At 72.4% G+C, this 21,197-nt stretch carries 17 protein-coding genes and 1 pseudogene; 8 read left to right on the top strand and 10 right to left on the bottom strand.

Going from position 1 to position 21,197, the window contains the following annotated elements; translation table 11 throughout:
• Nucleotides 1–5: 5 nt before the first annotated feature.
• Nucleotides 6–1,862 carry an extracellular solute-binding protein gene (locus MKK60_RS23595; protein WP_243988792.1) on the bottom strand — a complete coding sequence of 619 codons (1,857 nt, stop codon included), beginning with the start codon at nt 1,860–1,862 and terminating at the stop codon, nt 6–8.
• Nucleotides 1,859–3,760: an extracellular solute-binding protein gene (locus MKK60_RS23590; protein WP_243988791.1), complete on the bottom strand. Its 1,902-nt coding sequence runs from the start codon at nt 3,758–3,760 to the stop codon at nt 1,859–1,861. Before MKK60_RS23590 ends, MKK60_RS23595 begins: the two co-directional genes overlap by 4 nt.
• Before the next feature lie 170 nt (nt 3,761–3,930).
• Between MKK60_RS23590 and MKK60_RS23585 the strand changes: the two genes are divergently transcribed.
• The gene (locus MKK60_RS23585; protein WP_243988790.1) at nt 3,931–4,815 is read left to right on the top strand and encodes an alpha/beta fold hydrolase; all 885 of its coding nucleotides are present in this window, start codon (nt 3,931–3,933) and stop codon (nt 4,813–4,815) included.
• Nucleotides 4,816–5,041: 226 nt separating this feature from the next.
• On the opposite strand, the gene MKK60_RS23580 is transcribed toward MKK60_RS23585, so the two are convergent.
• The 6 genes from MKK60_RS23580 to MKK60_RS23555 form a co-directional block, all read right to left on the bottom strand.
• Nucleotides 5,042–7,123 carry a hypothetical protein gene (locus MKK60_RS23580; RefSeq protein WP_243988789.1) on the bottom strand — a complete coding sequence of 694 codons (2,082 nt, stop codon included), beginning with the start codon at nt 7,121–7,123 and terminating at the stop codon, nt 5,042–5,044.
• A gap of 205 nt (nt 7,124–7,328) precedes the next feature.
• Nucleotides 7,329–10,154 carry a DUF4159 domain-containing protein gene (locus MKK60_RS23575; protein WP_243988788.1) on the bottom strand — a complete coding sequence of 942 codons (2,826 nt, stop codon included), beginning with the start codon at nt 10,152–10,154 and terminating at the stop codon, nt 7,329–7,331.
• Between the two features lie 9 nt (nt 10,155–10,163).
• Complete coding sequence (locus tag MKK60_RS23570) at nt 10,164–11,078, bottom strand: DUF58 domain-containing protein (RefSeq protein WP_243988787.1); 915 nt, start codon at nt 11,076–11,078, stop codon at nt 10,164–10,166.
• 3 nt (nt 11,079–11,081) lie between these two features.
• On the bottom strand, nt 11,082–12,083 hold the full coding sequence (locus MKK60_RS23565; RefSeq protein WP_147728534.1) for an AAA family ATPase: 1,002 nt from the start codon (nt 12,081–12,083) through the stop codon (nt 11,082–11,084).
• 145 nt (nt 12,084–12,228) lie between these two features.
• Nucleotides 12,229–12,585 carry a membrane protein insertion efficiency factor YidD gene (yidD, locus tag MKK60_RS23560; protein ID WP_147728535.1) on the bottom strand — a complete coding sequence of 119 codons (357 nt, stop codon included), beginning with the start codon at nt 12,583–12,585 and terminating at the stop codon, nt 12,229–12,231.
• Between the two features lie 4 nt (nt 12,586–12,589).
• Nucleotides 12,590–13,036 (bottom strand): iron-sulfur cluster assembly scaffold protein, encoded by a 447-nt coding sequence (locus MKK60_RS23555; protein ID WP_147842289.1) that lies wholly within the window; start codon nt 13,034–13,036, stop codon nt 12,590–12,592.
• 258 nt (nt 13,037–13,294) lie between these two features.
• Between MKK60_RS23555 and folE the strand changes: the two genes are divergently transcribed.
• The 4 genes from folE (at nt 13,295) to MKK60_RS23535 (ending at nt 17,240) form a co-directional block, all read left to right on the top strand.
• Nucleotides 13,295–14,149, top strand: a complete 855-nt coding sequence (gene folE / locus MKK60_RS23550) for a GTP cyclohydrolase I FolE (protein WP_147842278.1) — start codon at nt 13,295–13,297, stop codon at nt 14,147–14,149.
• A 32-nt stretch (nt 14,150–14,181) separates the two neighbouring features.
• Nucleotides 14,182–14,592, top strand: a complete 411-nt coding sequence (gene hisI, locus MKK60_RS23545; protein WP_147728538.1) for a phosphoribosyl-AMP cyclohydrolase — start codon at nt 14,182–14,184, stop codon at nt 14,590–14,592.
• Nucleotides 14,589–15,581, top strand: a complete 993-nt coding sequence (locus tag MKK60_RS23540) for a patatin-like phospholipase family protein (RefSeq protein WP_243988786.1) — start codon at nt 14,589–14,591, stop codon at nt 15,579–15,581. Before hisI ends, MKK60_RS23540 begins: the two co-directional genes overlap by 4 nt.
• A gap of 87 nt (nt 15,582–15,668) precedes the next feature.
• Entirely contained in the window at nt 15,669–17,240 is a 1,572-nt protein-coding gene (locus tag MKK60_RS23535; RefSeq protein WP_243988785.1) for an alkaline phosphatase D family protein, read from the top strand.
• A gap of 18 nt (nt 17,241–17,258) precedes the next feature.
• On the opposite strand, the gene MKK60_RS23530 is transcribed toward MKK60_RS23535, so the two are convergent.
• Nucleotides 17,259–17,690 carry a CBS domain-containing protein gene (locus MKK60_RS23530; protein ID WP_243988784.1) on the bottom strand — a complete coding sequence of 144 codons (432 nt, stop codon included), beginning with the start codon at nt 17,688–17,690 and terminating at the stop codon, nt 17,259–17,261.
• Between the two features lie 230 nt (nt 17,691–17,920).
• Entirely contained in the window at nt 17,921–18,742 is an 822-nt protein-coding gene (locus MKK60_RS23525; protein WP_147728268.1) for a rhomboid family intramembrane serine protease, read from the bottom strand.
• A 470-nt stretch (nt 18,743–19,212) separates the two neighbouring features.
• On the opposite strand from MKK60_RS23525, the gene MKK60_RS23520 reads away from it, so the two are divergent.
• From MKK60_RS23520 to MKK60_RS23510, 3 genes and pseudogenes are all read left to right on the top strand, one after another.
• A complete protein-coding gene (locus tag MKK60_RS23520; protein ID WP_147728269.1) occupies nt 19,213–19,863 on the top strand; it encodes a PAS domain-containing protein in 651 nt (216 codons plus the stop codon).
• Nucleotides 19,864–19,953: 90 nt separating this feature from the next.
• Nucleotides 19,954–20,580 carry a PilZ domain-containing protein gene (locus MKK60_RS23515; protein ID WP_147728270.1) on the top strand — a complete coding sequence of 209 codons (627 nt, stop codon included), beginning with the start codon at nt 19,954–19,956 and terminating at the stop codon, nt 20,578–20,580.
• 402 nt (nt 20,581–20,982) lie between these two features.
• Nucleotides 20,983–21,197, top strand: a pseudogene (locus MKK60_RS23510) (transglutaminase-like cysteine peptidase); the annotation flags it as partial.

Below are 21,197 nucleotides of genomic sequence, written 5' to 3'. Positions count from 1 at the left end.
GCGCGTCAGTTCCGGCCGATCCGCTTGGCCTTGTCGGCGTCGAACCACCACACGGCCGGGGCGCCGAGATCGTATTTCGGGCCCTCCGCCGGATGGCCGTAGACGTCCCAGAGCGCGAGCTTGTGCGTGCCGGCATACCACATCGGCACCCAGTAGCGCCCGGCGCGCAGCACCCGGTCCAGCGCCCGGCACGCGGCGTTCAAGGCGTCGCGGGATTTCGCGTCGGCGATGGCGGTGAGCAGCGCGTCGATCGCCGGGTTCGCGATGCCCGACAGGTTGTTGGAGCCCGCCGTGGCGGCCGAGCGCGAGCCGTAGGTCTCGCGCAGCTCCGCCCCGGGGGTGACGCCGCTGGCGTAGCGCCGCGAGGTCATGTCGAAGTCGAAGTCCTTGAGACGCGACTGGTATTGCGAGGCGTCGACCGTGCGGATCGTCGCCTTGATCCCGAGCAGGCCGAGGTTGCGGATGAAGGGATGGGTATGCGGCTCCAGCGCCGGGCTCGAATCGAGGAACTCGATCTCGAACGGCTTGCCGCCGGGCAGCGTGAGCAGGCCGCCGTCGCGGGTGCAGCCGGCCTCGCGCAGCAGCGCGTCGGCCCGCCGCAGCAGCGTGCGGTCCTGCCCCGACCCGTCCGAGACCGGCGGCGTCCACGGCTCGCCGAACACCTCCGCCGGCAGGTCCTTGCGTAGGGGCTCGAGCAGCGCCAGCTCGTCCGGGGACGGCGTGCCGGTCGCCTTCAGGACGGAGTTCTCGAAGAACGAGGCCGTGCGCGTGTAGGCGCCGAACATGATGTTCTTGTTCGTCCACTCGAAGTCGAAGCACAGGCCGATCGCCTCGCGCACCCGCGGATCGCGGAACTGGGGCCGGCGGGTGTTGATCCACCAGCCCTGCGTGCCGGAGGGACGGGCATCCGGCACGGTGGTGCGCACCACGCGGCCCTCTGTCGCCGCCGGGAAGCCGTAGCCGGTGGCCCAGACCCGCGCGGTGAACTCCTCGCGGAAGGTGAAGGCGCCGCCCTTGAACGCCTCGAAGGCGACGTTGCGATCGCGGAAATACTCGTACCGGATCGCATCGAAGTTGTTCTGCCCGACCATCACCGGAAGGTCCGCGGCCCAGTAGTCGCGCACCCGCTCGAACTCGATCGCGCGGCCGACGTCGACGCGGCCGACCTGGTACGGCCCCGAGCCGAGCGGCGGCTCGAGGCTGGAGGCTGCGAAGTCGCGCTTGGCGTAGTAGGCCGCCGAGAAGATCGGCAGCTGCGCCACGGCGAGCGGTAGGTCGCGGGCGCGGCCGGGGGCGAAGCTGACGACGACGGTCTCGTCGTCGAGCGCCCGCGCATCCGTCATGTCCCGGATCACCTCCGAGATTTCCGGGTGGCCCTTCTCGCGCAGCAGCGTGAGGCTGAAGGCGACGTCCTTCGCCGTCAGCTTGGAGCCGTCGTGGAACCGCGCCTGCGGGCGCAGGGCGAAGGTGTAGGCCAGCCCGTCCTCGGACACCGTCACCGCGCGCGCCACGAGGCCGTAGAGCGCGTCCGGCTCGTCCAGCGCCCGCACCATAAGGCTGTCGAAGGTGAGGTTCATGCCGGCGGCCCCCTCCCCCTGCAGCACGTAGGCGTTCAGGGTGTTGAAGGTGTCGGGCGCCTGGTTTCCGAAGGTCTGGCTCAGCTGCGACGAGAAGCGGCCGCCCTTGGGCGCCATCGGGTTCACGTAGTCGAAGCGCTGGAAGTCCTTGGGGTATTTCAGCTCGCCGAAGCTCGACAGACCGTGCGAAGCTTGGGTCTCCGCGGCCGCCGCGCGGGGAAGGGCTACGCCGGCCGTCAGCGCGCCCGCGCCGAGGACCAGGGTGCGGCGGGAGACGCCGCTCAACGCGGCGCCCCGGTCTTGGCGGCCGCCGCCGCGTCGTACCACCAGGTCGTCGGGAAGCCGGACGAGCCGTAGAGCGGCAGCACGGCGGGGTGCGTGAAGCGGTTCCAGCGCACCGTCCGCGAGACGTTCGAGGCCCATTGCGGCACGACGAACTCGTGGGCGAGCAGCACCCGGTCGAGGGCGTGGGTCGCCGTCAGGACGGCCGGTCGGTCCTTGGCGAAGATCACCGTCTCGATCAGCGCATCGATCGCGGGATCCTTGATGCCGATGAGGTTGCGCGAGCCCGGCTTGTCGGCGGAGGCCGAGCCCCAGAACTCGCGCTGCTCGTTGCCGGGGGAAAGCGATTCCGGCCAGGAGCCGGTGGTGACGTCGAAGTCGAAGTTGCGCATCCGGTTCTGGTACTGCGCCTGGTCGATCACCCGCAGGGTGGTGCCGATGCCGATGAGCTTCAGCTGCGCCGAGAACGGCAGGATCACCCGCTCGAAGGTGTTCTGGAACTCGAGGAACTCGACGGTGAGCGGCTCGCCCGTGGCCTTGTTCACCATTTGACCGTCGCGCTGCTCGTAGCCGGCCTCGCGCAGCAGGCGCACCGCCTCGCGCAGGTTCGTGCGCACGGCTTCGGGCGTGTCGCTCACCGGATTCTTGTAGGGCGCGGTGAAGACGGAGGGCGGCACCTTGTCCTTCACCGTTTCCAGCAGCGCCTTCTCCTCGCCCTCGGGAAGGCCGGAGGCGGCGAGCTCGGAGCCGTAGAAGTACGAGTCGATGCGCTTGTAGAGGCCGTAGAACAGGGCCCGGTTCATCTCCTCGAAGTTCATCGCGAGGTTGAAGGCGCGCCGCACCCGCGGGTCCTTGAACTTGTCCCTGCGCGTGTTGAAGATGAACGCCTGCATGTTGCCGTTGCCGCGATCGGGGAAGGCCTCCTTGATCAGGCGCCCGTCCTTCACCGCGGGGACGTCGTCGTAGGCGGTGGCCCAGTTGCGGGCGATGTTCTCGACGCGGAAATCGTAGAGGTCGCCCTTCAGCGCCTCGACGAGCACCGTCCCGTCGCGAAAGTACTCGTAGCGCTGAGTGCCGAAGTTGTTGCGCCCCGCATTCACGGGCAGGTCCTTGCCCCAGTAGTCGGCGACGCGGGTGTAGGTCGCCGAGCGGCCGGGATCGAATTTTTCCAGCTTGTACGGGCCGGAGCCGAGCGGCGGCTCCAGCGTCGTCTCCGTGACGTTGCGCGGGCGCCCCTGCGCATCCTTGCCCGTCCACCAGTGCTTGGGCAGCACGCGCAGCTGCCCGATCACCTGCGGCAGCTCGCGGTTGCCGGTCTCGGAAAAGGTGAAGGTCACCTCGCGCGGGCCCGTGGCCTCGGCCTTGGCCACGGTCTGGTAGTAGGCGGCGTAGAACGGGCTGCTCGCCTTGAAGGTCTCGAACGACCAGACCACGTCCTCGGGGGTGATCGCGACGCCGTCGTGCCACTTCGCGGTCTCGCGCAGGCGGTAGGTCACCGAGCCGAGGTCGGGCGCGACGCGCAGCGCCTCGGCGAGCAGCCCGTAGGAGGTGAAGGGCTCGTCCAGCGACTCGGTGGTGAGCGTGTCGTAGAGCAGCGCGATCCCGCCCTCCAGGTCGCCCTTCAGGCCCGAGACCACGAGGTTGAAGTTGTCGAACCCGCCCTGCGCCCCGAGGCGCACGAGACCACCCTTGGGGGCTGCCGGGTCGGCGTAGTCGAAATGCTTGAAGTCCGGGCCGTATTTCGGCTGGCCCATCAGCGTCACCGCGTGCACCCAGCCGGCACCCGCCGCCGGCGGCGCCGGCTCGGATTGCGCGCCCGCGGGTCCTGCGAGGCAGGCGAACGCCATAGTGGCGGCCAAGGTGCCTGCGAACAATCGTCCGATCACGGGATGCGCTGTCACGAGGGGGCAGTCTCCGGTTCGTCGGTCATCGGCCGTTCGGCGGGCCGTTCCCGCCTGCTTAGGACGGACCGCACCGCCACGCCAACCCGGCGCGTCCGCGCACGCCCTGCCGGCCCGGTGACAACCCGACGGCCTCCGGCGCGTTGGAGGCGATCAGGACAGGAACACCGATGCCGAGCATCCGCCACGACACCATCCCACTGAATGGCCTCGACATGCACGTTGCCAGGCTCGGCAGCGGCCCCCCGCTGCTGCTGCTTCACGGCTGGCCGGAATTCTGGCTGACCTGGGAGCCGGTGATGGCGCGGCTGTCGGACCGCTTCACCTGCATCGCGCCGGACCTGCGCGGCTTCGGCGCGACCGGGAAGCCCGATGCGGCGCCGAACGACGGGGTCGGCGTCAAGGTCCACACGCAGGACATCCTCGCCCTCCTCGACGCGCTCGGCGTCGCCCGCGTCGGCGTGGTCTCGCACGACGTCGGCGCCTACGTCGCGCAGGGGCTCGGGCACATGGCGCCGGAGCGGCTCCGGAAGCTGTTCTTCTTCGACTGCCCCTACGGCGGCATCGGCCCGCGCCTCGGCGCGCCCGAGAAGCTGCGCGAGATCTGGTACCAGTCCTTCCACCTGATGCCCTACGCGGCCGATCTCGTCGGCTCGTCGCGGGAGGCCTGCCGGACCTATATCGGCGGCATCCTGCGACACTGGTCCGGCCCGAACCCGCACGCCTTCGACGACGTGCTCGACGCCTTCGTCGACAACTTCCTCGCGCCCGGCAACCTGCAGGGCGGGTTCGACTGGTATCTCAGCCAGAACGAAGGGCGGCTCGCGATGATCCGCGGCGAGGCGCCCGCGCCGAAGCCCATCGCGGTCCCGACCTGCATCCGCTGGGGCGATTCCTCGCCGCTCTTCCCCTACGCCTGGACCGACCGCCTGTCGGACTACTTCACCGACCTCGACCTCGCGCCGTTCCCCGGCGCGGCGCACTTTCCGCATCGGGAGAAGCCCGACGCGGCAGCGGCCGAGATCGCGCGGTTCTTTTCGGATCTGCGCGGCTGAGCGGCTGCTGAGGTGATCTTCGGCGCGAGCAGGAGTGAAGCCACCGCCTCTTCCCTCCCCCCTCTGCGGGGGAGGGTGGCCCGCGAAGCGGGTCGGGAGAGGGGAGCGCGTTGTTCGGAGAGGTCGCTCCCCTCTCCCGACCCTCGCTGACGCGAGGCCCACCCTCCCCCGCAGAGGGGGGAGGGAAACGCGCTGATGCTTCGATATCGACGCGAGAACTCGTCGCCTACGCCGCCCGCCCGCGCCGGCCTTCCACCAGCCACATCGCCAGCACGGCCGCGGCCAGCAGCGCCAGGGCTGCCAGCCCGAGCGCCAGGGGATACACCTCGACGCCGCGGATCACCGCGCTGTCGCTCGGGCGGAAGCCGATCCAGTCGGCGCCGGAGAGGCGGCCGCCGCGCACGCTCTGGAGCCGGGGCACCGCGACGGCCCCCGACGCGTCCGCCACCCGCCGGATCGAGCCGCCGGAGGCGTCGGCCACCGGCTTCAGGCGCTCGGTATCGCTGAACACGTCGGCGAGCTCGCGCGGGTTCGGCGGGCCGACGCTGACGAAGGCGGCCAGCGTGCCCGAGCGCAGGGTGTGCAGGCCGAGCTCGGCCGCCTCGAAGGTCGCGCCGAACAGTCCCGGCTCCGAGGGCTTCAGGGTCAGGGTGCTCACCTTGCCGGTCGGGCTCGTGACGGTGACCGGATCGGTCGCCTCCGCCATGGTCTGGCGCTCGACGCGGACCTCGCGGCCGCGCCCGGTCATCTGCGCGCGCAGCGCTTCCTCCTCGAGCGCCGGCTCCTTCATCAGCCAGTGCGCGAGGCGGCGCAGCAGGTCGAGATAGGGGCCGCCGTCCTGGTAGCCGCGCGCCCAGAGCCAGGCGTGATCGGACAGCATCAAGGCGACGCGGCCCTTCTCCTCGCGCGAGAGCGCGAGCAGCGGCAGGTTCTCGGCGCCCGACAGCAGCGGCTGGTTGCCGGCCCGCGGCTGCGCCGCGACGATGCGGAGCCAGTCGCCCCAGGCCGGCGGCGTGGCGTCGCCCCCGGGCAGCGCCCGCGTCACCGGATGGCGGTTGCCGGTGGCCGTCGCCGTCGGCTTGTAGGGCTGCTCGACGACCCGCCCGTTCGGGTCGCCCGGCAGGATGCCGGCGAGCCGGGTGCGCGCGAGGCTCGCCGGGCCGGCGAATTCCGGGCCCGCCGCGATCAGCAGCGCGCCGCCCTCGCGGACGTAGCGGGTGATGTTGTCGAAGTAGGCCGAGGGCAGCACGCTCTGGTTGGCGTAGCGATCGAAGATGATCAGGTCGAAGTCCTTGATCTTCTGAACGAACAGCTCGCGCGTCGGGAAGGCGATCAGCGAAAGCTCGGAGATCGGCGTGCCGTCCTGCTTCTCCGGCGGGCGCAGGATGGTGAAGTGCACCAGGTCGACGTTGGCGTCGGACTTCAGCAGGTTGCGCCAGGTGCGCTCGCCCTGGTGCGGCTCGCCGGAGACCAGCAGCACGCGCAGCTTCTCGCGGATCCCCTCGATCGGCAGCACGGCGCGGTTGTTGACCGTGGTCAGCTCGCCCGGCAACGGCTCGACCTCGATCTCGACGACGTTCGGGCCGCCGTGCTCGATCTTGACGGTGAGGTCGAAGGGCTTGTCCGTCGGCACGGTGCGCCGCCCGATCTCCTCGCCGTCGCGGCGCAGGGCGACGACGGCCGAGCCGGTGCCGCCGCGCTCCATCACCTCGGCCCGGATCGTCAGGTCCTTGCCGACGATGCCGAAGCGCGGCGCCTCCAGCAACTTGATCTGCCGGTCGCGCTCGTCCGGGTGGCCGGTGACGAGCACGTGCAGCGGCGCCTTGATGCCGAGCGCGGCGAGCGAGGCCGGGATGTCGTGGACCACGCCGTCGGTGAGCATGACGACGCCGGCCAGCCGCTCCGGCGGCACGTCGGCGAGCGCCTGCCCGAGCGCGGAGAACAGCTTGGTGCCGTCGTCGCCGGCGGCGTCCGGCACGTTGATGAAGCGCGGCTCGATGTTGGCCAGCGCGCCGAAGCGGCGCTGCAGCTCTGACCGGACCTGGTCGGTTACCGCCGGCCGATCGCCGAGCGCCTGCGACCCGGACCGGTCGACGATCACCGCGGCGATGTCCTTCACCGGCTCGCGATCCTCGCGCACCAGCGCAGGGTTGGCCAAGGCCGCGAGCACCAGGCCGAGCGCCAGCGCCCGGAGGATCGCCGTGCGGCCGCGCGCCAGCAAGGCGAGGACCGCGAACAGCACCACAACGACGGCGAGCACCGCGAGCACCGGCCAGGGCAGCAGCGGCGTGAAGCTGAGGCTCAGCATGGGGTGAGAGCCTTGTGTCCTGGGCGCGCGCACCGCGCATGCTCCCTCCCCCCTCCGCGGGGGAGGGTGGGCCTCGCGTCAGCGAGGGTCGGGAGAGGGGAGCGCCGTATCCGGCACTGTCGCTCCCCTCTCCCCCCCTGCTGCGCAGGGTACCCTCCCCCGCCGAGGGGGGAGGGAGAAGAGCTGGCCTGAACGCGAAGAGATCTCACTGTCCCAGCCGCTCCAGCAGGGCCGGCACGTGGACCTGGTCCGCCTTGTAGTTGCCGGTCAGCGTGTACATCACGATGTTGACGCCGCCGCGGAACGCCATCTCGCGCTGGCGCTGGTCGCCGCCGACCACCGGGTAGAGCGGGTCGCCGCGACGGTCGATCGCCCAGGCGGCGGCGAGGTCGTTGCCGGTGATGACGATCGGGCTGACGCCGTCCCCGGCCCGCGCCGGGCGGCGCTCGGTGCCCTCGGCGGCCGGCGGCAGCGCCTCGACCCAGGTCTGGCCGGTGGCATAGCGCCCGGGAAAGCTGTCGACGAGGTAGAACGCCTTCGTCAGCACGTGGTCGGACGGCACCGGCTCAAGCTCCGGGATCTCCAGCGTCGCCAGCATCTTGCGCAGGTAGGCGGCCTCCGGCGTCGGTGGCCCACCGGCCCGCGCCGTCAGCGCGTCCCGGGTGTCGAACAGGACGGTGCCGCCGTTGCGCATGAACGCATCGACCCGCCGGATCGTCGCTTCCGAGGGCTGGGGCCGGCCCGGCGCGATCGGCCAGTAGATCAGCGGATAGAACGCCAGCTCGTCCTTGGCCGGGTCGAGGCCGGCGGGCTCTCCCGGCTCCAGGGCGGTCCGCGAGGCCAGCATCTGAGTCAGGCCGGTGAGACCGGCCCGGCTCGCGTCGTCGACCGCCGCGTCGCCTGTGACCACGTAGGCGAGCCGCGTGACCAGCGCCGACTCGATGCCGTTCGGGCGGTTCGCCGGCGGCTCCTCCGCCCGCGCCGGCGGCGCGCCGAGGCCGCCGAGCACGAGCACGCCCGCCATCGCGAGCATTGCCGCGCGGCCGCGCAGGCGGCCGACCAGTCCGCCCGAGCCGCGGTTGAGGAAGCCGCCGAGCCAGAGCCCGGCCAGCGTGTCGAGCACCAGAAGCAGCAGCGCCAGCGTGAACAGGCTCGGGCGCAGGTCCAGGGTCTCGGCACCGGCGAGCGTCCCGGTGCGGGCGCCGTTCAGCGGCGCGAGGTCGAGCGCCCTGAGGCGGTCTTCGGTCCGCAAGGCGTTTACCGCGGTGCCGCCGTCGGCGGGACCGTAGAAGCCCGGGGGGTGCTCCGGCGAGGCGCGGTCGGCGTAGTCGGCCGGCACCGCGGTGGCTGAGGCCGGCGGGGTACCGAGCGCGCCGAAGCCGTCGAGCGCCAGCCGCGGGGCGAGGATCGCCGCGGCCGGGCGCGGGCCGCCCTCGGCGGGGGCGGCCGAGGAACCCGCCAGCGCCACCACCCGGCGCAGCATGTCGATGAACAGGCCCGACAGCGGCAGGTTCGACCACGTCGTGTCGGCAGTGACGTGGAACAGCACCACGAGCCCCTGCCCGCGATGCTCGGCGGTGACGATCGGCGTTCCGTCTTGCAGCGAGGCCCAGGTGCGGCCGGGCAGGTCGCCGTCGGGCTCGGCCAGGATCTGGCGGCGCACGCCGATGTCGGCAGGCGGCGCCAGGCCCGCGAACGGGCTCTCGGGCGCGAACGGCGCCAGCGTCTTCGGGCTGTCCCACGAGAGGGTGCCGCCGAGCGTCCGCCCGCCGCGGCGCAGGCGCACCGGCACCAGCGGATCGCTGCCGGCGGCGAGCCGCGGACCGGCGAAGCGCAGCAGGAGGCCGCCATTCTCGACGAACGTCTGCACGCGGGCCGCGGTGCGGTCGTCCATGGCGCCGACGTCGGCGAGCACCAGCACCGTCACCTGGTTGTCGAGCAGCTGCCCGACCTGGTCGGCGATGCCCTTGGCGCCGCGCGCCTCCTGAACGTCGGCGAAGGGTTGCAGCGCGCGGGAAAGATAGTAGGTCGGCGCCAGCAGCGGCTGCGCCTGGTCGTTGGTGCCGCCGAAGACGAGGCCGACGCGGCGGCGCTTGCCGCGCTCGTCCACCAGCGTGACGGCGCCGGCCGAGCGCTCGCCCGCGATCTCGATGCGGCTGACGCCGTTGCGCAGCTCGATCGGCATGTCGAAGGCGATTTCGGTGTCGGTGGCGTCGGGTGCGAGGGCGAAGTCGTGCTCGGCGAGCGGCAGGCCCTTCGGGTCGAGCGCCCGCACCAGGCCGGCGTCGCGGCCGTTGGCGGCGGCGCGCAGCACCCGGGCCGTGAGCTTGCCCCCGGTCTCGGACGCGGTCAGCGCCAGGGCCGGCGGCGTCTCGGCGCGCAGGATCGTCAGGGCGGCGCCCGACGACGCGACGAGCTCGGCGAGACGGCCGGGGAAGCCGGCGGGCTCGATGCCGGCGACGCCGTCGCTGATCCAGACGATGCCCGCGCCGGCATTGCGCTCGAGGAAGCCGGCCAGGACCTGGAGATGCGCGTCCCGGTCGGCCAGGTGCGGGCGCGGCGCCAGCGCGCGCAGCCGCTCCAGGCTGGCAGCGGGCGTCCGCGCCTCGATCGCGGCGGCTGCGTCCGCCAGCCCGACCACGCCGACGGGGCGGCCGTCGCGGGCGGCGCCCTCGACGGCATCGGTCGCGACCCGCATCCGGTCGCGCCAGTCGTGGGCGGCGGAGACGCCGTTGTCGACCATCACCAGCAGCGCCTTGCGTCCGCCGCCGGCGCCGACGCCGCTCGGGTTCCAGACCGGGCCGGAGACGGCGAGGATCAGGGCGGCGGCGGCGAGCAGGCGCAGGATCAGCAGCCAGGGCGGCGTCCGCGCCGGCGTCTGGCGCTGCGCAGCCAAGTCGGCGACGAGCTTGAGCGGCGGGAAATCGATCCGGCGGGGGCGCGGCGGCGTCACCCGCAGCAGCAGCCACAGGGCGGGCAGGCCGATCAGCGCGGCGAGCGCGAAGGGGGCGGCGAAGGTCAATCCGAGCACGACGCCCTCCTAGCCCGTGCCGCGGGCGGCGGCGACCAGCGTCGCGAGGCGAAGCGCCGCCTCGCTCGCGGGGCGGTCGGTGCGGTGCAGGGTCAGCGTCCAGCCGATGCCGCGGGCGATCTCGGACAGGCCGGCCCTGTGCGCCCGGATGCGCCCGCGATAGGCGTCGCCCCAGGCGGCGGCGTCGCCGACGTCGAGCGAGAACCCGGATTCGAGGTCGTGCAGCACCGCCTGTCCCGCGAACGGAAACGTCTCCTCGATCGGGTCGGCGACGACGACGAGGTGGCCGCGGCTGCCGCGGCCGGCGATTTCCTGGACGGCCGCGGCGACGCGGTCGAGGGGGGTGAGGAAGTCGCTGATCAGGATCACCTCGTCGAAGCGGGCGGGGGCCGCGCGGGGCGGAAGGTCCTGGGTCAGGCCGGGCACGTCCGCGACGAGCGCCTGCGCCATCGCCTCCACGATCTTCCGCGATGCGGTCGCGCGGGTGAGGCCCAGCAGCCCGACCCGCTCGCCGCCGTCGACGAAGGCGTCGGCGAGCGCCAGCCCGAGGACGAGCGCGCGCTCGACCTTCGCGGCCTGCGCGAGATCGGACGCGAAGCCCATCGAGGCGGAGCGGTCGATCCAGAGCCAGATGTTGTGGGCGGCCTCCCACTCGCGCTCGCGCACGTAGAGCCGGTCGTCGCGGGCCGAGCGGCGCCAGTCGATCCGCGCCGCCGCCTCGCCGTTCACGAAGGGCCGGAACTGCCAGAAGCTCTCGCCGGGCCCGGCGCGGCGACGGCCGTGCAGCCCGTGCGCCAGCATCGACGAGACGCGGCGGGCTTCCAGCACGAGCCGCGGCATGCGGTCGGAGAGCGCCACCGCGCCCTCGTTCTCCCGCCGGCCCGGGACGCGCGGGATCGCTTCGAGGGCGCGGGCGGCCGCCACGCGCTAGAGCTTCTCGGCGAGCTTGGCGATCAGCCCCTCGACGGTATCGCCGTCGGCGCGCGCGGCGTAGCTCAGCGCCATGCGGTGCTTCAGGACCGGCTCGGCCAAAGCCTTCACGTCGGCGATCGAGGGGGCGACGCGGCCCTCGATCAGCGCGCGGGCACGCGCCGCCAGGGTCAGGGCCTGGCTGGCGCGGGGGCCCGGCCCCCACATCAGCTTGCCCTTCACCAGCGGATCGCCGCTGTCGGGGCGGGCCGAGCGGACGAGGTCGAGGATCGCGTCGACCACCGCCTCGCCAACCGGCAGGCGGCGCACGAGGCGCTGCGCGGTCAGCAGCGCGTCGGTCGACATCACCGCCTTGGCGCCCTGGTCGGCGATGCCGGTCGTCTCGATCAGGATGCGGCGCTCGGCGGCGCGGTCGGGATAGCCGACATCGATCTCCAGAAGGAACCGGTCGAGCTGCGCCTCGGGCAGCGGATAGGTGCCCTCCTGCTCGATCGGGTTCTGGGTGGCCAGCACGTGGAACGGCCGCGGCAGGTCGTGGCGCTCGCCGGCCACCGAGACGAAGTTCTCCTGCATCGCCTGCAGCAGCGCCGACTGCGTGCGCGGGCTCGCCCGGTTGATCTCGTCGGCCATCAGGAGCTGGGTGAAGACCGGGCCCTTGACGAAGCGGAACGACCGGCGCCGGTCGGCATCCTCGTCCAGGATCTCGGTGCCGAGGATGTCGGACGGCATCAGGTCGGGGGTGAACTGCACCCGGCGGGCGTCGAGGCCGAGCACCGTGCCCAGCGTCTCGACGAGCTTGGTCTTGGCCAGGCCCGGCAGCCCGACGAGGAGGCCGTGGCCGCCGGCCAGGATCGTGACGAGGGCGAGGTCGACGACCTTCTCCTGCCCGAAGATCACCCCGTGAATCGCCTCCCGCGCTTGGCCCACGGAAGCGAGGCAGCTTTCGGCGGTGGCGACGATGCCGTCGTCGAGGGAGGTGGCGGACGAGCCCTGACTCATGCCGATGGGGTTTCCGTCTCGATTGTCGGGCCTTGCGGCCGGGGGGCGACGCTGGCGTCGTTCTGGGCTCGGAGTGTGCGGCGGTTCGTGACCGGCTGGCAAGGCCGGCATCGCCGCAGGTTCGCCGGGCGCGGCCCGCGGCGCTTCAGCCGCGGTCTGGTGCCGCCACCCGGGCCAGTCCGTCCGAGGCCTCGACCGCATCGCAGGAAAACGGGTTTTCCGGCGCGTTCACCCCGCGCCAGCGCGCGTAGCGCCAGGGCAGGAACCAGCGCGCCCGCGGCGGCAACGCGTCGGGCACGAGGTCGATGCCGTGGGTGCCGAAGGGGCCGCAGCGGCAGATCCGCGAAAACCCCATCCAGGCGCCGGGCCAGAGCCCGTGCCGGGCGATCGCCGCGTCGGCGTAGTCCGAGCAGCTCGGCCAGTGCCGGCACTGACGGCCGACGAGGCCCGACAGTGTGAGCTGGTAGCCGCGGATCGCGACGTGGGCGGCCCGCCGCAGCATCGCGTCAGGCGGCGGCTTGCTTGCCGGCCTCGATCCGGTCGAGGGCGTCCACCACCGCGTCGAAGGTCAGCAGAGTCGAGGCGTGGCGCGCCTTGAACTCGCGCACCGGCTCCAGCACGGAGAGGTCGGCCCAACGGCCTTCCGGAGCCGGGCCGTTCGCCTTCAGCATCGCGCGCATGGTCTCGCGCACCGCCCGGAGCTCGCCGGGGCTGGAGCCGACCACGTGCCGCCCCATCAGCGAGGACGAGGCCTGGCCGAGCGCGCAGGCCTTCACGTCGTGGGCGAAATCGGCCACCGTCCCGTCGGGGCCGAGCACGAGGTCGACGGTCACCGTCGAGCCGCAGAGCCTCGAATGCGCCGTCGCGCTGGCGTCCGGCGCGGGAAGCCGGCCGAGCCGCGGGATGTCGGCGGCGAGTTCGAGGATGCGCCGGTTGTAGATGTCGTCGAGCATGGGCGCCTGCCGATCCTTGTCCTCGGTTTCGATCGTCGCGCGGTCGATCCGTGCGATCGCCGCGCTTCGTCCCCGGACGGTCCGGGCCTGCCCCGCGCGCCGTGCATTGCGCGATCGTGCAAGAACGACGATATAGGCCGCGTGACGCCGTTTCGCGAGGAGGCGGCTCGTCGACCAGGGTCGCGCCCACGGCCACGGACACCGTAACAACCGGGGCGCCGGCCCGGAGCCTTCCGGGCTCCGAGACGGTTCGACCGCATGTATGCCAAGCCGGACAGTACCACGATGAAGGCCCGTGTGGCGCGGGCTGGAGATGCCATGGATGCCGCGCTCAAATCCCTGTCCTACGGCGCCAGCCGGCCCGTTCCCGAGGCCGAGCCGAGCTTGAGCGTCATGCGCAACGACAACGATCGCGTGGTGGCGAGCCTCGCCGAGCGCCGTGCCGAGACGGCCGCGCTGGAGGTTGCGGAGGATGCCACGAAGGACATTGCCAGAAAGCCCGCATCCGCGACGCGCGTGCCAGAGGGCATCGCGCTGGCGCGCCCGAGCCGCGAGGAGGCCGAGGCCGCCGTGCGCACGCTCCTGCGCTGGGCCGGCGACGACCCGAACCGCGAGGGGCTGCTCGACACCCCGGCCCGCGTGGTCAAGGCCTACGGCCAGCTCTTCGGCGGCTACGACGTCGACGCCGACGCCCTGCTCGAGCGGGTGTTCGAGGAGGTCGAGGGCTATTCCGACATCGTGCTGGTGCGCGACATCCCGTTCTACTCCCATTGCGAGCACCACATGGTGCCGTTCATGGGGCTGGCGCACATCGCCTACTATCCGACCAAGGGCGTCGTCGGCCTGTCGAAGCTCGCCCGCGTCGTCGACACCTTCGCTCGCCGCCTGCAGACGCAGGAGACGATGACAGCGCAGATCGCCGACGTGATCGAGAGCATCCTCAAGCCCCGCGGCGTCGCCGTCCTGGTCGAGGCCGAGCATCTCTGCATGGCGATGCGCGGCGTGCAGAAGGCGGGCGTCTCGACCATCACCACCCAGTTCCGCGGCGCCTTCCGCGAGGACGCCAGCGAGCAGGTGCGGTTCCTGACGCTGGTCCGCGGCGGGAAGGCGTAAGGTTCAGGCGCTCTGCGCGGAGATGGTCGTCCATGGTCCCGTTCGATCCGCCCGGTAGCCGTGCCGAGGTCGAGGAAGGCACGGCCTTCACCCCGCGCTTCGACCGCGACGGGCTCGTGGCCTGCATCGCCGTCGACGCGCAGGACGGCCGCGTGCTGATGCTGGCGCACATGAACGCCGAATCCCTGCAGCGCACGCTGGAGACCGGCGAGGCCTGGTACTGGTCGCGCTCGCGCCGCGAGCTCTGGCACAAGGGCGCGACCTCGGGGCAGATCCAGCGCGTCGTCGAGATGCGCACCGATTGCGACCAGGACGCGCTGCTGATCACCGTCGCGGTCGGCGGCGACGGCGGCTGCTGCCACACCGGGCGCCGGGCGTGCTTCTACCGCGGCGTCACCCTCGATCCCGACGGCCGCGCGGTTCTGCATCCCGCCGGCGCATGAGCGGCGCGCACGCCCTGCTGCGGCACGCCGCACCCGCCGCGATCGCCCCCGGAACCGTCGAGCCGACCCGTGACGCGGCGCCCTGGGAACCGCGGATCGGGCTGGCGCTCGGCGGCGGTGCGGCCCGGGGCTGGGCGCATATCGGCGTGATCCGCGCCCTCGACGAGGCCGGCATCCATCCGGCGGTCGTCGCCGGCTGCTCGATCGGCGCCGTGGTCGGCGGCTGCTTCGCGGCGGGCAAGCTCGACGCGCTGGCCGAGTTCGCGCTCTCCCTCACCCGCCGCCGGGTGCTCGGCCTTCTCGACCCGCGCCTGTCGGGCTCCGGCCTGATCGGCGGCGACCGCCTGCGCCGGCGGCTGGTGCGCGACCTCGGCGACCGTCTTGTCGACGACCTGCCCGTGGGTTTCGCCTCGGTTGCCACCGAGCTCGGCACCGGGCATGAGGTCTGGCTCACCCGCGGGTCGCTGATCGAAGCCTTGCGCGCCTCCTACGCGCTGCCCGGGCTGTTCGCGCCGGTGGAGCGCGACGGGCGCCTGCTGATGGACGGGACGCTGGTCAACCCGGTGCCGGTGACGTTGGCCCGCGCGATGGGCGCCGACCTCGTCATCGGCGTGAGCCTCGCCTGCGATCCGCGGCTGCGGGGCGGCGTGATCGAGCCCGAGGCGGTCGATCCGGTCGAGCAGGTCGTCACCGCCGTCGGCGCACGCCGCTGGAACCTGCTCGCCGGCCTGCGCAACCGCCGGGTCGCGCCGTCCGGGCCCGGCATCGGCCGGGTGATGTTCGACGCGTTCAACATCACGCAGGACCGCATCTCCCGCGCGCGCCTCGAGCGGGACCCGCCCGATTGCGCGATCGGGCCCGATCTCGCCGCCATGGGCCAGTTCGAGTTCCACCGGGCGGCCGAGGGGATCGCCGCCGGCCATGCGGCGACGCGGGCCGCCCTGCCCCGCATCCGGGCGATGGTGCAGGCCGCGGCCGCGCGGGCCTGATACGTCACGCAACTGTCGTCTCGGCCTGCGATGCGGCCTCACGTCGGGGATCGGCACCGTGCCCGCCCGCCGCGAGGAGCCGACCCGATGGTGTCCAGCCGCCGCCAACTCCTGCTGACCGGCGGGGCCGGGCTCGTCGGGCTCGCCTCCGGCCTCGCCAGGCCGGGCTTCAGCCGCGCCGCCGACCGGCCGATCCTCACCCACGGGCTGCAATCGGGCGACGTCGGCTCCGACTCCGCGATCGTCTGGGCGCGTGCCGACCGGCCGTGCCGCGCGATCGTCGAATGGTCCACCACCGAGAGCTTTTCCGAGATCCGCGGCGGCACGGTCGCCGACGCGCTGCCGGAAACCGACGGCACCGTGAAGGTCGCGCTCACCGATCTGCCGCCGGGGCAGGACATCCTCTACCGGATCCGTCTGGAAGACCTGGCCGCCCCGACGATCCGCGGGCCGGCCCAGGTCGGCCGTTTCCGCACCGCGCCGGCCGACCGTCGCTCGGTCTCGTTCTGCTGGTCCGGCGACACGGCGGGCCAGGGCTGGGGCATCGACGAGGCCCGCGGCGGCATGACGATCTACAAAGCGATGTTGGGCAACCGCCCGGACTTCTTCCTGCATTCCGGCGACACGATCTACGCCGACGGGCCGATCGCAGCCGAGGTGACGCTGCCGGACGGCACCCTCTGGCGCAACCGCGTCACCGAGGCGGTGGCGAAGCCGGCCGAGACGCTCGCCGAGTTCCGCGGCCGCTACAAGTACAACCTGACGGACTCGAACGTGCTGGCGATGAACGCGGCCGTGCCGATCCTGGCGCAGTGGGACGACCACGAGGTCACCAACAACTGGTGGCCCGGCGAGCCGCTGACCCGCGCCGAGCACCTCAGGAAGAAGTACGCCGACCCGAACGTGCGGGCCCTCGAGGTGCGGGCGTCCCGCGCCTTCCACGAATACATGCCGATGCGCTTTGAGCCGGCCGAGCCCGGCCGCGTCTACCGCAAGATCGCCTACGGCCCCCTCGTCGACGTGTTCATGCTCGACATGCGCTCGTATCGCGGGCCGAACGGCGAGAACCGCGAGACCCGCTACGGTCCGGACTCGTACTTCCTCGGGCCGGTGCAGCTCGCCTGGCTCAAGCGAGCGCTGGCGGAGTCTCGTGCGACCTGGAAGGTGATCGCTGCCGACATGCCGCTGGGGCTCGTCGTCACCTACGATCCCGAGCGGAGCTTCGGGTCGGAGGCGGTGGCGCAGGGCGACGGGCCGCCGCTCGGGCGCGAGCTCGAGATCGCCGACCTGCTGCGGTTCATCAAGACGGCGAACATCCGCAACACGGTGTGGCTCACGGCCGACGTGCATTACACGGCGGCGCACCATTACGATCCGAACAAGGCCCGCTTCCAGGAGTTCGAGCCGTTCTGGGAGTTCGTCTCCGGCCCGCTGCACGCGGGCACGTTCGGCCCGAACAAGCTCGACGACACGTTCGGGCCGCAGCTGCGCTTCGTGAAGGCGCCGCCGGAGGGACAGGTGAACCTGTCGCCGGCGGCGGGCTACCAGTTCTTCGGCCACGTCGCCGTCGACGGGCGGACGGAGCAGATGACGGTGACGCTGAAGGACGCGGCCGATGCCGACCTCTGGCACTTCACCCTCGACCCCGCTCGCGGATGAGCGCGGCCCGATCCGGCCTCAGGCCATCGTGATGTAGTCGCGCATCGCCTGATGCTCGGCCTCGACCGCCGCGATCCGGCGCTTGACCACGTCGCCGATGGAGATGAGGCCGACCAGGCAGCCGTCCTCGCAGACCGGGACGTGGCGGAAGCGCCCGTCGGTCATCAGCTGCATCACGTCCTCCACCGTCGTGGCGCGCTTGCAGGTGACGACCTCGGCGGTCATGTGCGCGGAGACCGGCGCATCGAAGGCGCCGCCGCCGAGCTTGGCCAGCGCCCGCATGATGTCGCGCTCGGAGATGATGCCGGCGACCGACCCGTCGCCGTGGGTGACCACGAGGGCGCCGATCCGCTTCTCGGCCAGCAGGTGGATCGCCTCGTCGAGGGTCCGCTCGGGGGTGATGGTGACGATGTCCCCGCCCTTCTCGGCGAGGATGCGTGCGATGGTCATGAAGATCCCTCCCAGGAGGTGAAGCCGCGCGCGCCGTCAGCCACGGTGCGCGCCGACCGCGACGTGCCCGGGTTGATCCCGGATCGCGCCTGCGCTCCGCGCGAGTGTGTGGCGGATGCCGCGTCATGGCAAGGCCGGGCACGACCGTCTCGGGGGTCCGTTCGCTACGCCAATGCTGATCTCGCCGACCGAGACCGGCGGCGGAACAGTCGTGCCCGCCCGCACCCGGACTATTGCGCGACCGGTTCCCGCGGATCGACGAACGGAAACATCAGGAAGCCGACGACGAAGCCGCCCAGATGCGCGTCCCACGCGACGGCGGCGCTCTCGGCGCCGAGCGGCAGGCTGATCAGGCCGAACAGCAGGTTCGTCGCCATCCAGATCACCAGGAAGGTCACCGCGGTGCGGTTGCGCAGGAGTTCCGGCACCGTCTCGACCGGCCGCCGGGGCGGCAGCTGCCAGGGCTGGGTGCCGTAGCCCGGCAGCGGCGGCTGGAACACGAAGCGGGCGGCGGCCGCCATCAGCGCCGACACGCCGGCCGAGGCGCCGATCAGCGGCGCGGTGCTCAACGGGTCGATCGCCACGTGCAGCGCGCCGCCGGCGACCGTCCCGGCGAGCCCGATCAGGCCGTAGCGCCAGGCACCGCAGCGCCGCGCCACCGGCGAGCCGAAGGCGGCGAGCCAGACGGTGTTGAAGATCACGTGCATCCAAGAGCCGTGCAGCAGGCCGTAGGTCGCGAAGCTCCACAGGTACGGGCCGGGATCGGTCAGCACGTAGCGGGCGAAGGCCTCGCGCGCGGCCGCGAACTGGGCGTCGCCGACCTCGCTCGCCGCCCGCATCACCGCGTCGGCCTGGGCCGGGTCGAGCCACGTCGTCCAGCGGGACGGCACCAGCGCGAGGTCGAGGACCAGGCGGATGTCCCAGCTGTCCGGCAGCAGGATCTCGCGGACCGCGTGGATCGCGAGCAGGAGGCCGATCGAGACGGTGACCACGCCCGGCATGTTGAAGACGGGCACGCGGCCCTGGCGCGGCAGATCGGGCGAGGCATCCATGGCGCCACATGTCGGCGCGGCGGCCCGCGGGGCAAGGGCCTGCGGCGACGGCGGCGGCCGGAATGCCGGTCGGCGAACAAAAAAAGGGAGGCGGCCCGGTGATGGACCCCCTCCCTGAAGCGATGGATCTCCGAGCCCGCATCGGGTTCGGGCGCCGTCCGGACCAGGAGACGGCGGGGCGCCGAGCGCCCGATCCCTCCGTGCCCCTCGCAAAGGCGACCCGGAGGCGTGGCCGGCGCGGGGCGAACCCGAGCCGTCACGCTGTCGTGATCACTGTCGTGCGGCGGCGCGCGTCACGCAACGTCAACCTCTTCTTAACCTTAACGAAGGGTTGCGCGAGCTTGGCCGCGGCCGGGGGCATAGGCTGTGCGCCGTGGGTCTCGAACTGCCGCCGGATGCATCGCGCCTGATCGCAGGTGTTCCGAAGCGGCACCCATCGTCACGCCGCCGTGCATCGTTCCGGGACACTCATGAAGCATCCGACGAGCCGCATGCTCCACAGCTACTGGGATCGGATCCGCGGCCAGCGCTGTGCGCCGGAGCGCGCCGAAATCGAGCCGGGAGAGATCCGCCACCTGTTGGCCGACAGCCTGATCCTCGAGATCGACATGCCGCACCGGACCGCGACCCTCCGGCTCGCCGGCACCCGGGTCTGCGCCCTGTTCGGGCGGGAGCTGCGCGCCTCGCACCTGTCCGATCTCTGGGGCACGGCGCCCGCCGACCCCTGGCGGATGGTCGAGATCGTGGCGCACGACGCGCTCGGCGTCGTCGCGGGGCTGCGCGGCACCAACAGCGCCGGCGAGGCGATCGACCTCGAGTTCCTGCTCCTGCCGCTGCGCCACCGCGGGCGCACCCAGGCGCGGGCGCTCGGCACCCTGAGCCCGGTGAGCCCGCCGGCCTGGCTCGGCCTGCGGCCGCTCGTCCGCCTCGACACGCTCTCACTCCGGGTGCTGAACCGGCCCGAGGCCGGCCTGTTTCGGGGTGATTCGGCCGACGGCGATGCCGGCCTCGCGATCCTCGCCTCGGAGGCCGGCTCGTTCGGTGCCCTCCCCCCGCCGGCCAACGACGGCAGCCCCTTCCGTCGCGGCCATCTCCTGGTCCACCGCGGCGGCCGAATCTGACCTGAGATTGCGTCATCCGAAAAAAGGGTTTCGTAACGAGACCGCGTTAGGTTTTGAGTCCGATCACCAACGGATCAAGCCGGCTTCGGAATGAACACGGCGCAGACACCAGTGGGAACTACCACGCTGCGCCTCGCGCAGGCCTCCGATCTGCGCCGCCACCAGCGCGTGCCGGTGGCGCTGCTCGGTCGCTACATGCTGTCGGATCGCCGCGAATACCCGTGCCAGACCGTCGACATGTCGCCCGGCGGGGTCCGCCTGACCTGCGCGGTCGTGGGCGAGCTCGGCGAGCGCGTGGTGCTATACCTCGAGCATATCGGCCGGATCGAGGGCGTCATCGCCCGGCATCCGCCGGGGGGATTCGCCGTGCAGCTTTCGGCGACGCCGCGCAAGCGCGACAAGATCGCCTCGCAGCTCACTTGGCTCGCCAACCGCGAGATCCTCGGCCTGCCGGAAGGCCGGACCCACGAGCGCGTCGTGCCCAAGCAGCCGGCGGTGATCGTGCGTCTGGAGAGCGGGCGCGAGATCAAGGCGCGGGTCATCGACATCTCGATGTCGGGCGTGGCCCTGGCCAGCCTGAACGTTCCCCCGCTCGGCGCGACTGTCACGATCGGCAGCACGCCGGGGAAGCTCGTGCGCTACTTCGAGGGCGGCTTCGGCGTCCAGTTCATGCTGCCGCTCTCCCCCGATCGCTTCCACGACGGCATGACGCTGTAGACGCCGCGCGCCCGAGACCTCGGACAGCCGCCATCGCAGGCGACCGGCGCGCGCCTCGCGTCGCGTGATCGGCCGATCCCGAGCGATGCCGTCATCGCAGGCGCGCCGCCGACCCGATCCGCCAGCGGCCAGCGCTGCGAGGGGCCGACTCACGCCCGCGGCGTTCGCTCCGATTCCCCATCGGCGTGCGGCTGCGACATCGGGCGGTCGCGATCCGGCGGCACAAGGTTTCCCGATCCTCAACCCGATGCCGACAATCCGCGGCGTCGCCACAGCGTCCAGTTCGGGCTGTTGCGAGCCGGTCCGGTCGCACCGGGGAATCGATAAAATTGCGCGGATCGGCTTCAGCGCCGCGGAGGGCGAGCGGCCCCATCCTGCCTCCATCGACGGAGGGTTGTGGCGATGGGCCGGGTGTTCAGCAGCAAGGGGACGGTGATCCGGGCGCTCGGCCTCGGACTGTTCGCACTTCTCGCCCCCGCCGTCGCCCCGGTCGCGGCGCAGACCCTGGCCTCGCTGCCCGCCCCCACCATCGCCGCCGCGTCGGTCGGCGCCGCCAAGCCGATCCTCGCCTGGGTCGCCTTCTGCCAGGGCTACCCGGCCGAGTGCGCGGTCGACCC

It is taken from the genome of Methylobacterium sp. J-092 (genome assembly GCF_022829325.1).
In the GTDB taxonomy this organism is placed as follows: Bacteria; Pseudomonadota; Alphaproteobacteria; order Rhizobiales; family Beijerinckiaceae; genus Methylobacterium.
Note: the sequence above shows the minus strand (reverse complement) of the source record. Positions and strands in the feature narration are given on the sequence as shown.

Coding starts and splice junctions, on each gene's coding strand:
- MKK60_RS23585 (WP_243988790.1), top strand. CDS start 3,931: ATGCCGAGCATCCGCCACGACACCATCCCACTGAATGGCCTCGACATG.
- MKK60_RS23580 (WP_243988789.1), bottom strand. CDS start 7,123: ATGCTGAGCCTCAGCTTCACGCCGCTGCTGCCCTGGCCGGTGCTCGCG.
- MKK60_RS23565 (WP_147728534.1), bottom strand. CDS start 12,083: ATGAGTCAGGGCTCGTCCGCCACCTCCCTCGACGACGGCATCGTCGCC.
- yidD (WP_147728535.1), bottom strand. CDS start 12,585: ATGCTGCGGCGGGCCGCCCACGTCGCGATCCGCGGCTACCAGCTCACA.
- MKK60_RS23555 (WP_147842289.1), bottom strand. CDS start 13,036: ATGCTCGACGACATCTACAACCGGCGCATCCTCGAACTCGCCGCCGAC.
- folE (WP_147842278.1), top strand. CDS start 13,295: ATGTATGCCAAGCCGGACAGTACCACGATGAAGGCCCGTGTGGCGCGG.
- hisI (WP_147728538.1), top strand. CDS start 14,182: ATGGTCCCGTTCGATCCGCCCGGTAGCCGTGCCGAGGTCGAGGAAGGC.
- MKK60_RS23540 (WP_243988786.1), top strand. CDS start 14,589: ATGAGCGGCGCGCACGCCCTGCTGCGGCACGCCGCACCCGCCGCGATC.
- MKK60_RS23535 (WP_243988785.1), top strand. CDS start 15,669: ATGGTGTCCAGCCGCCGCCAACTCCTGCTGACCGGCGGGGCCGGGCTC.
- MKK60_RS23530 (WP_243988784.1), bottom strand. CDS start 17,690: ATGACCATCGCACGCATCCTCGCCGAGAAGGGCGGGGACATCGTCACC.
- MKK60_RS23525 (WP_147728268.1), bottom strand. CDS start 18,742: ATGGATGCCTCGCCCGATCTGCCGCGCCAGGGCCGCGTGCCCGTCTTC.
- MKK60_RS23520 (WP_147728269.1), top strand. CDS start 19,213: ATGAAGCATCCGACGAGCCGCATGCTCCACAGCTACTGGGATCGGATC.
- MKK60_RS23515 (WP_147728270.1), top strand. CDS start 19,954: ATGAACACGGCGCAGACACCAGTGGGAACTACCACGCTGCGCCTCGCG.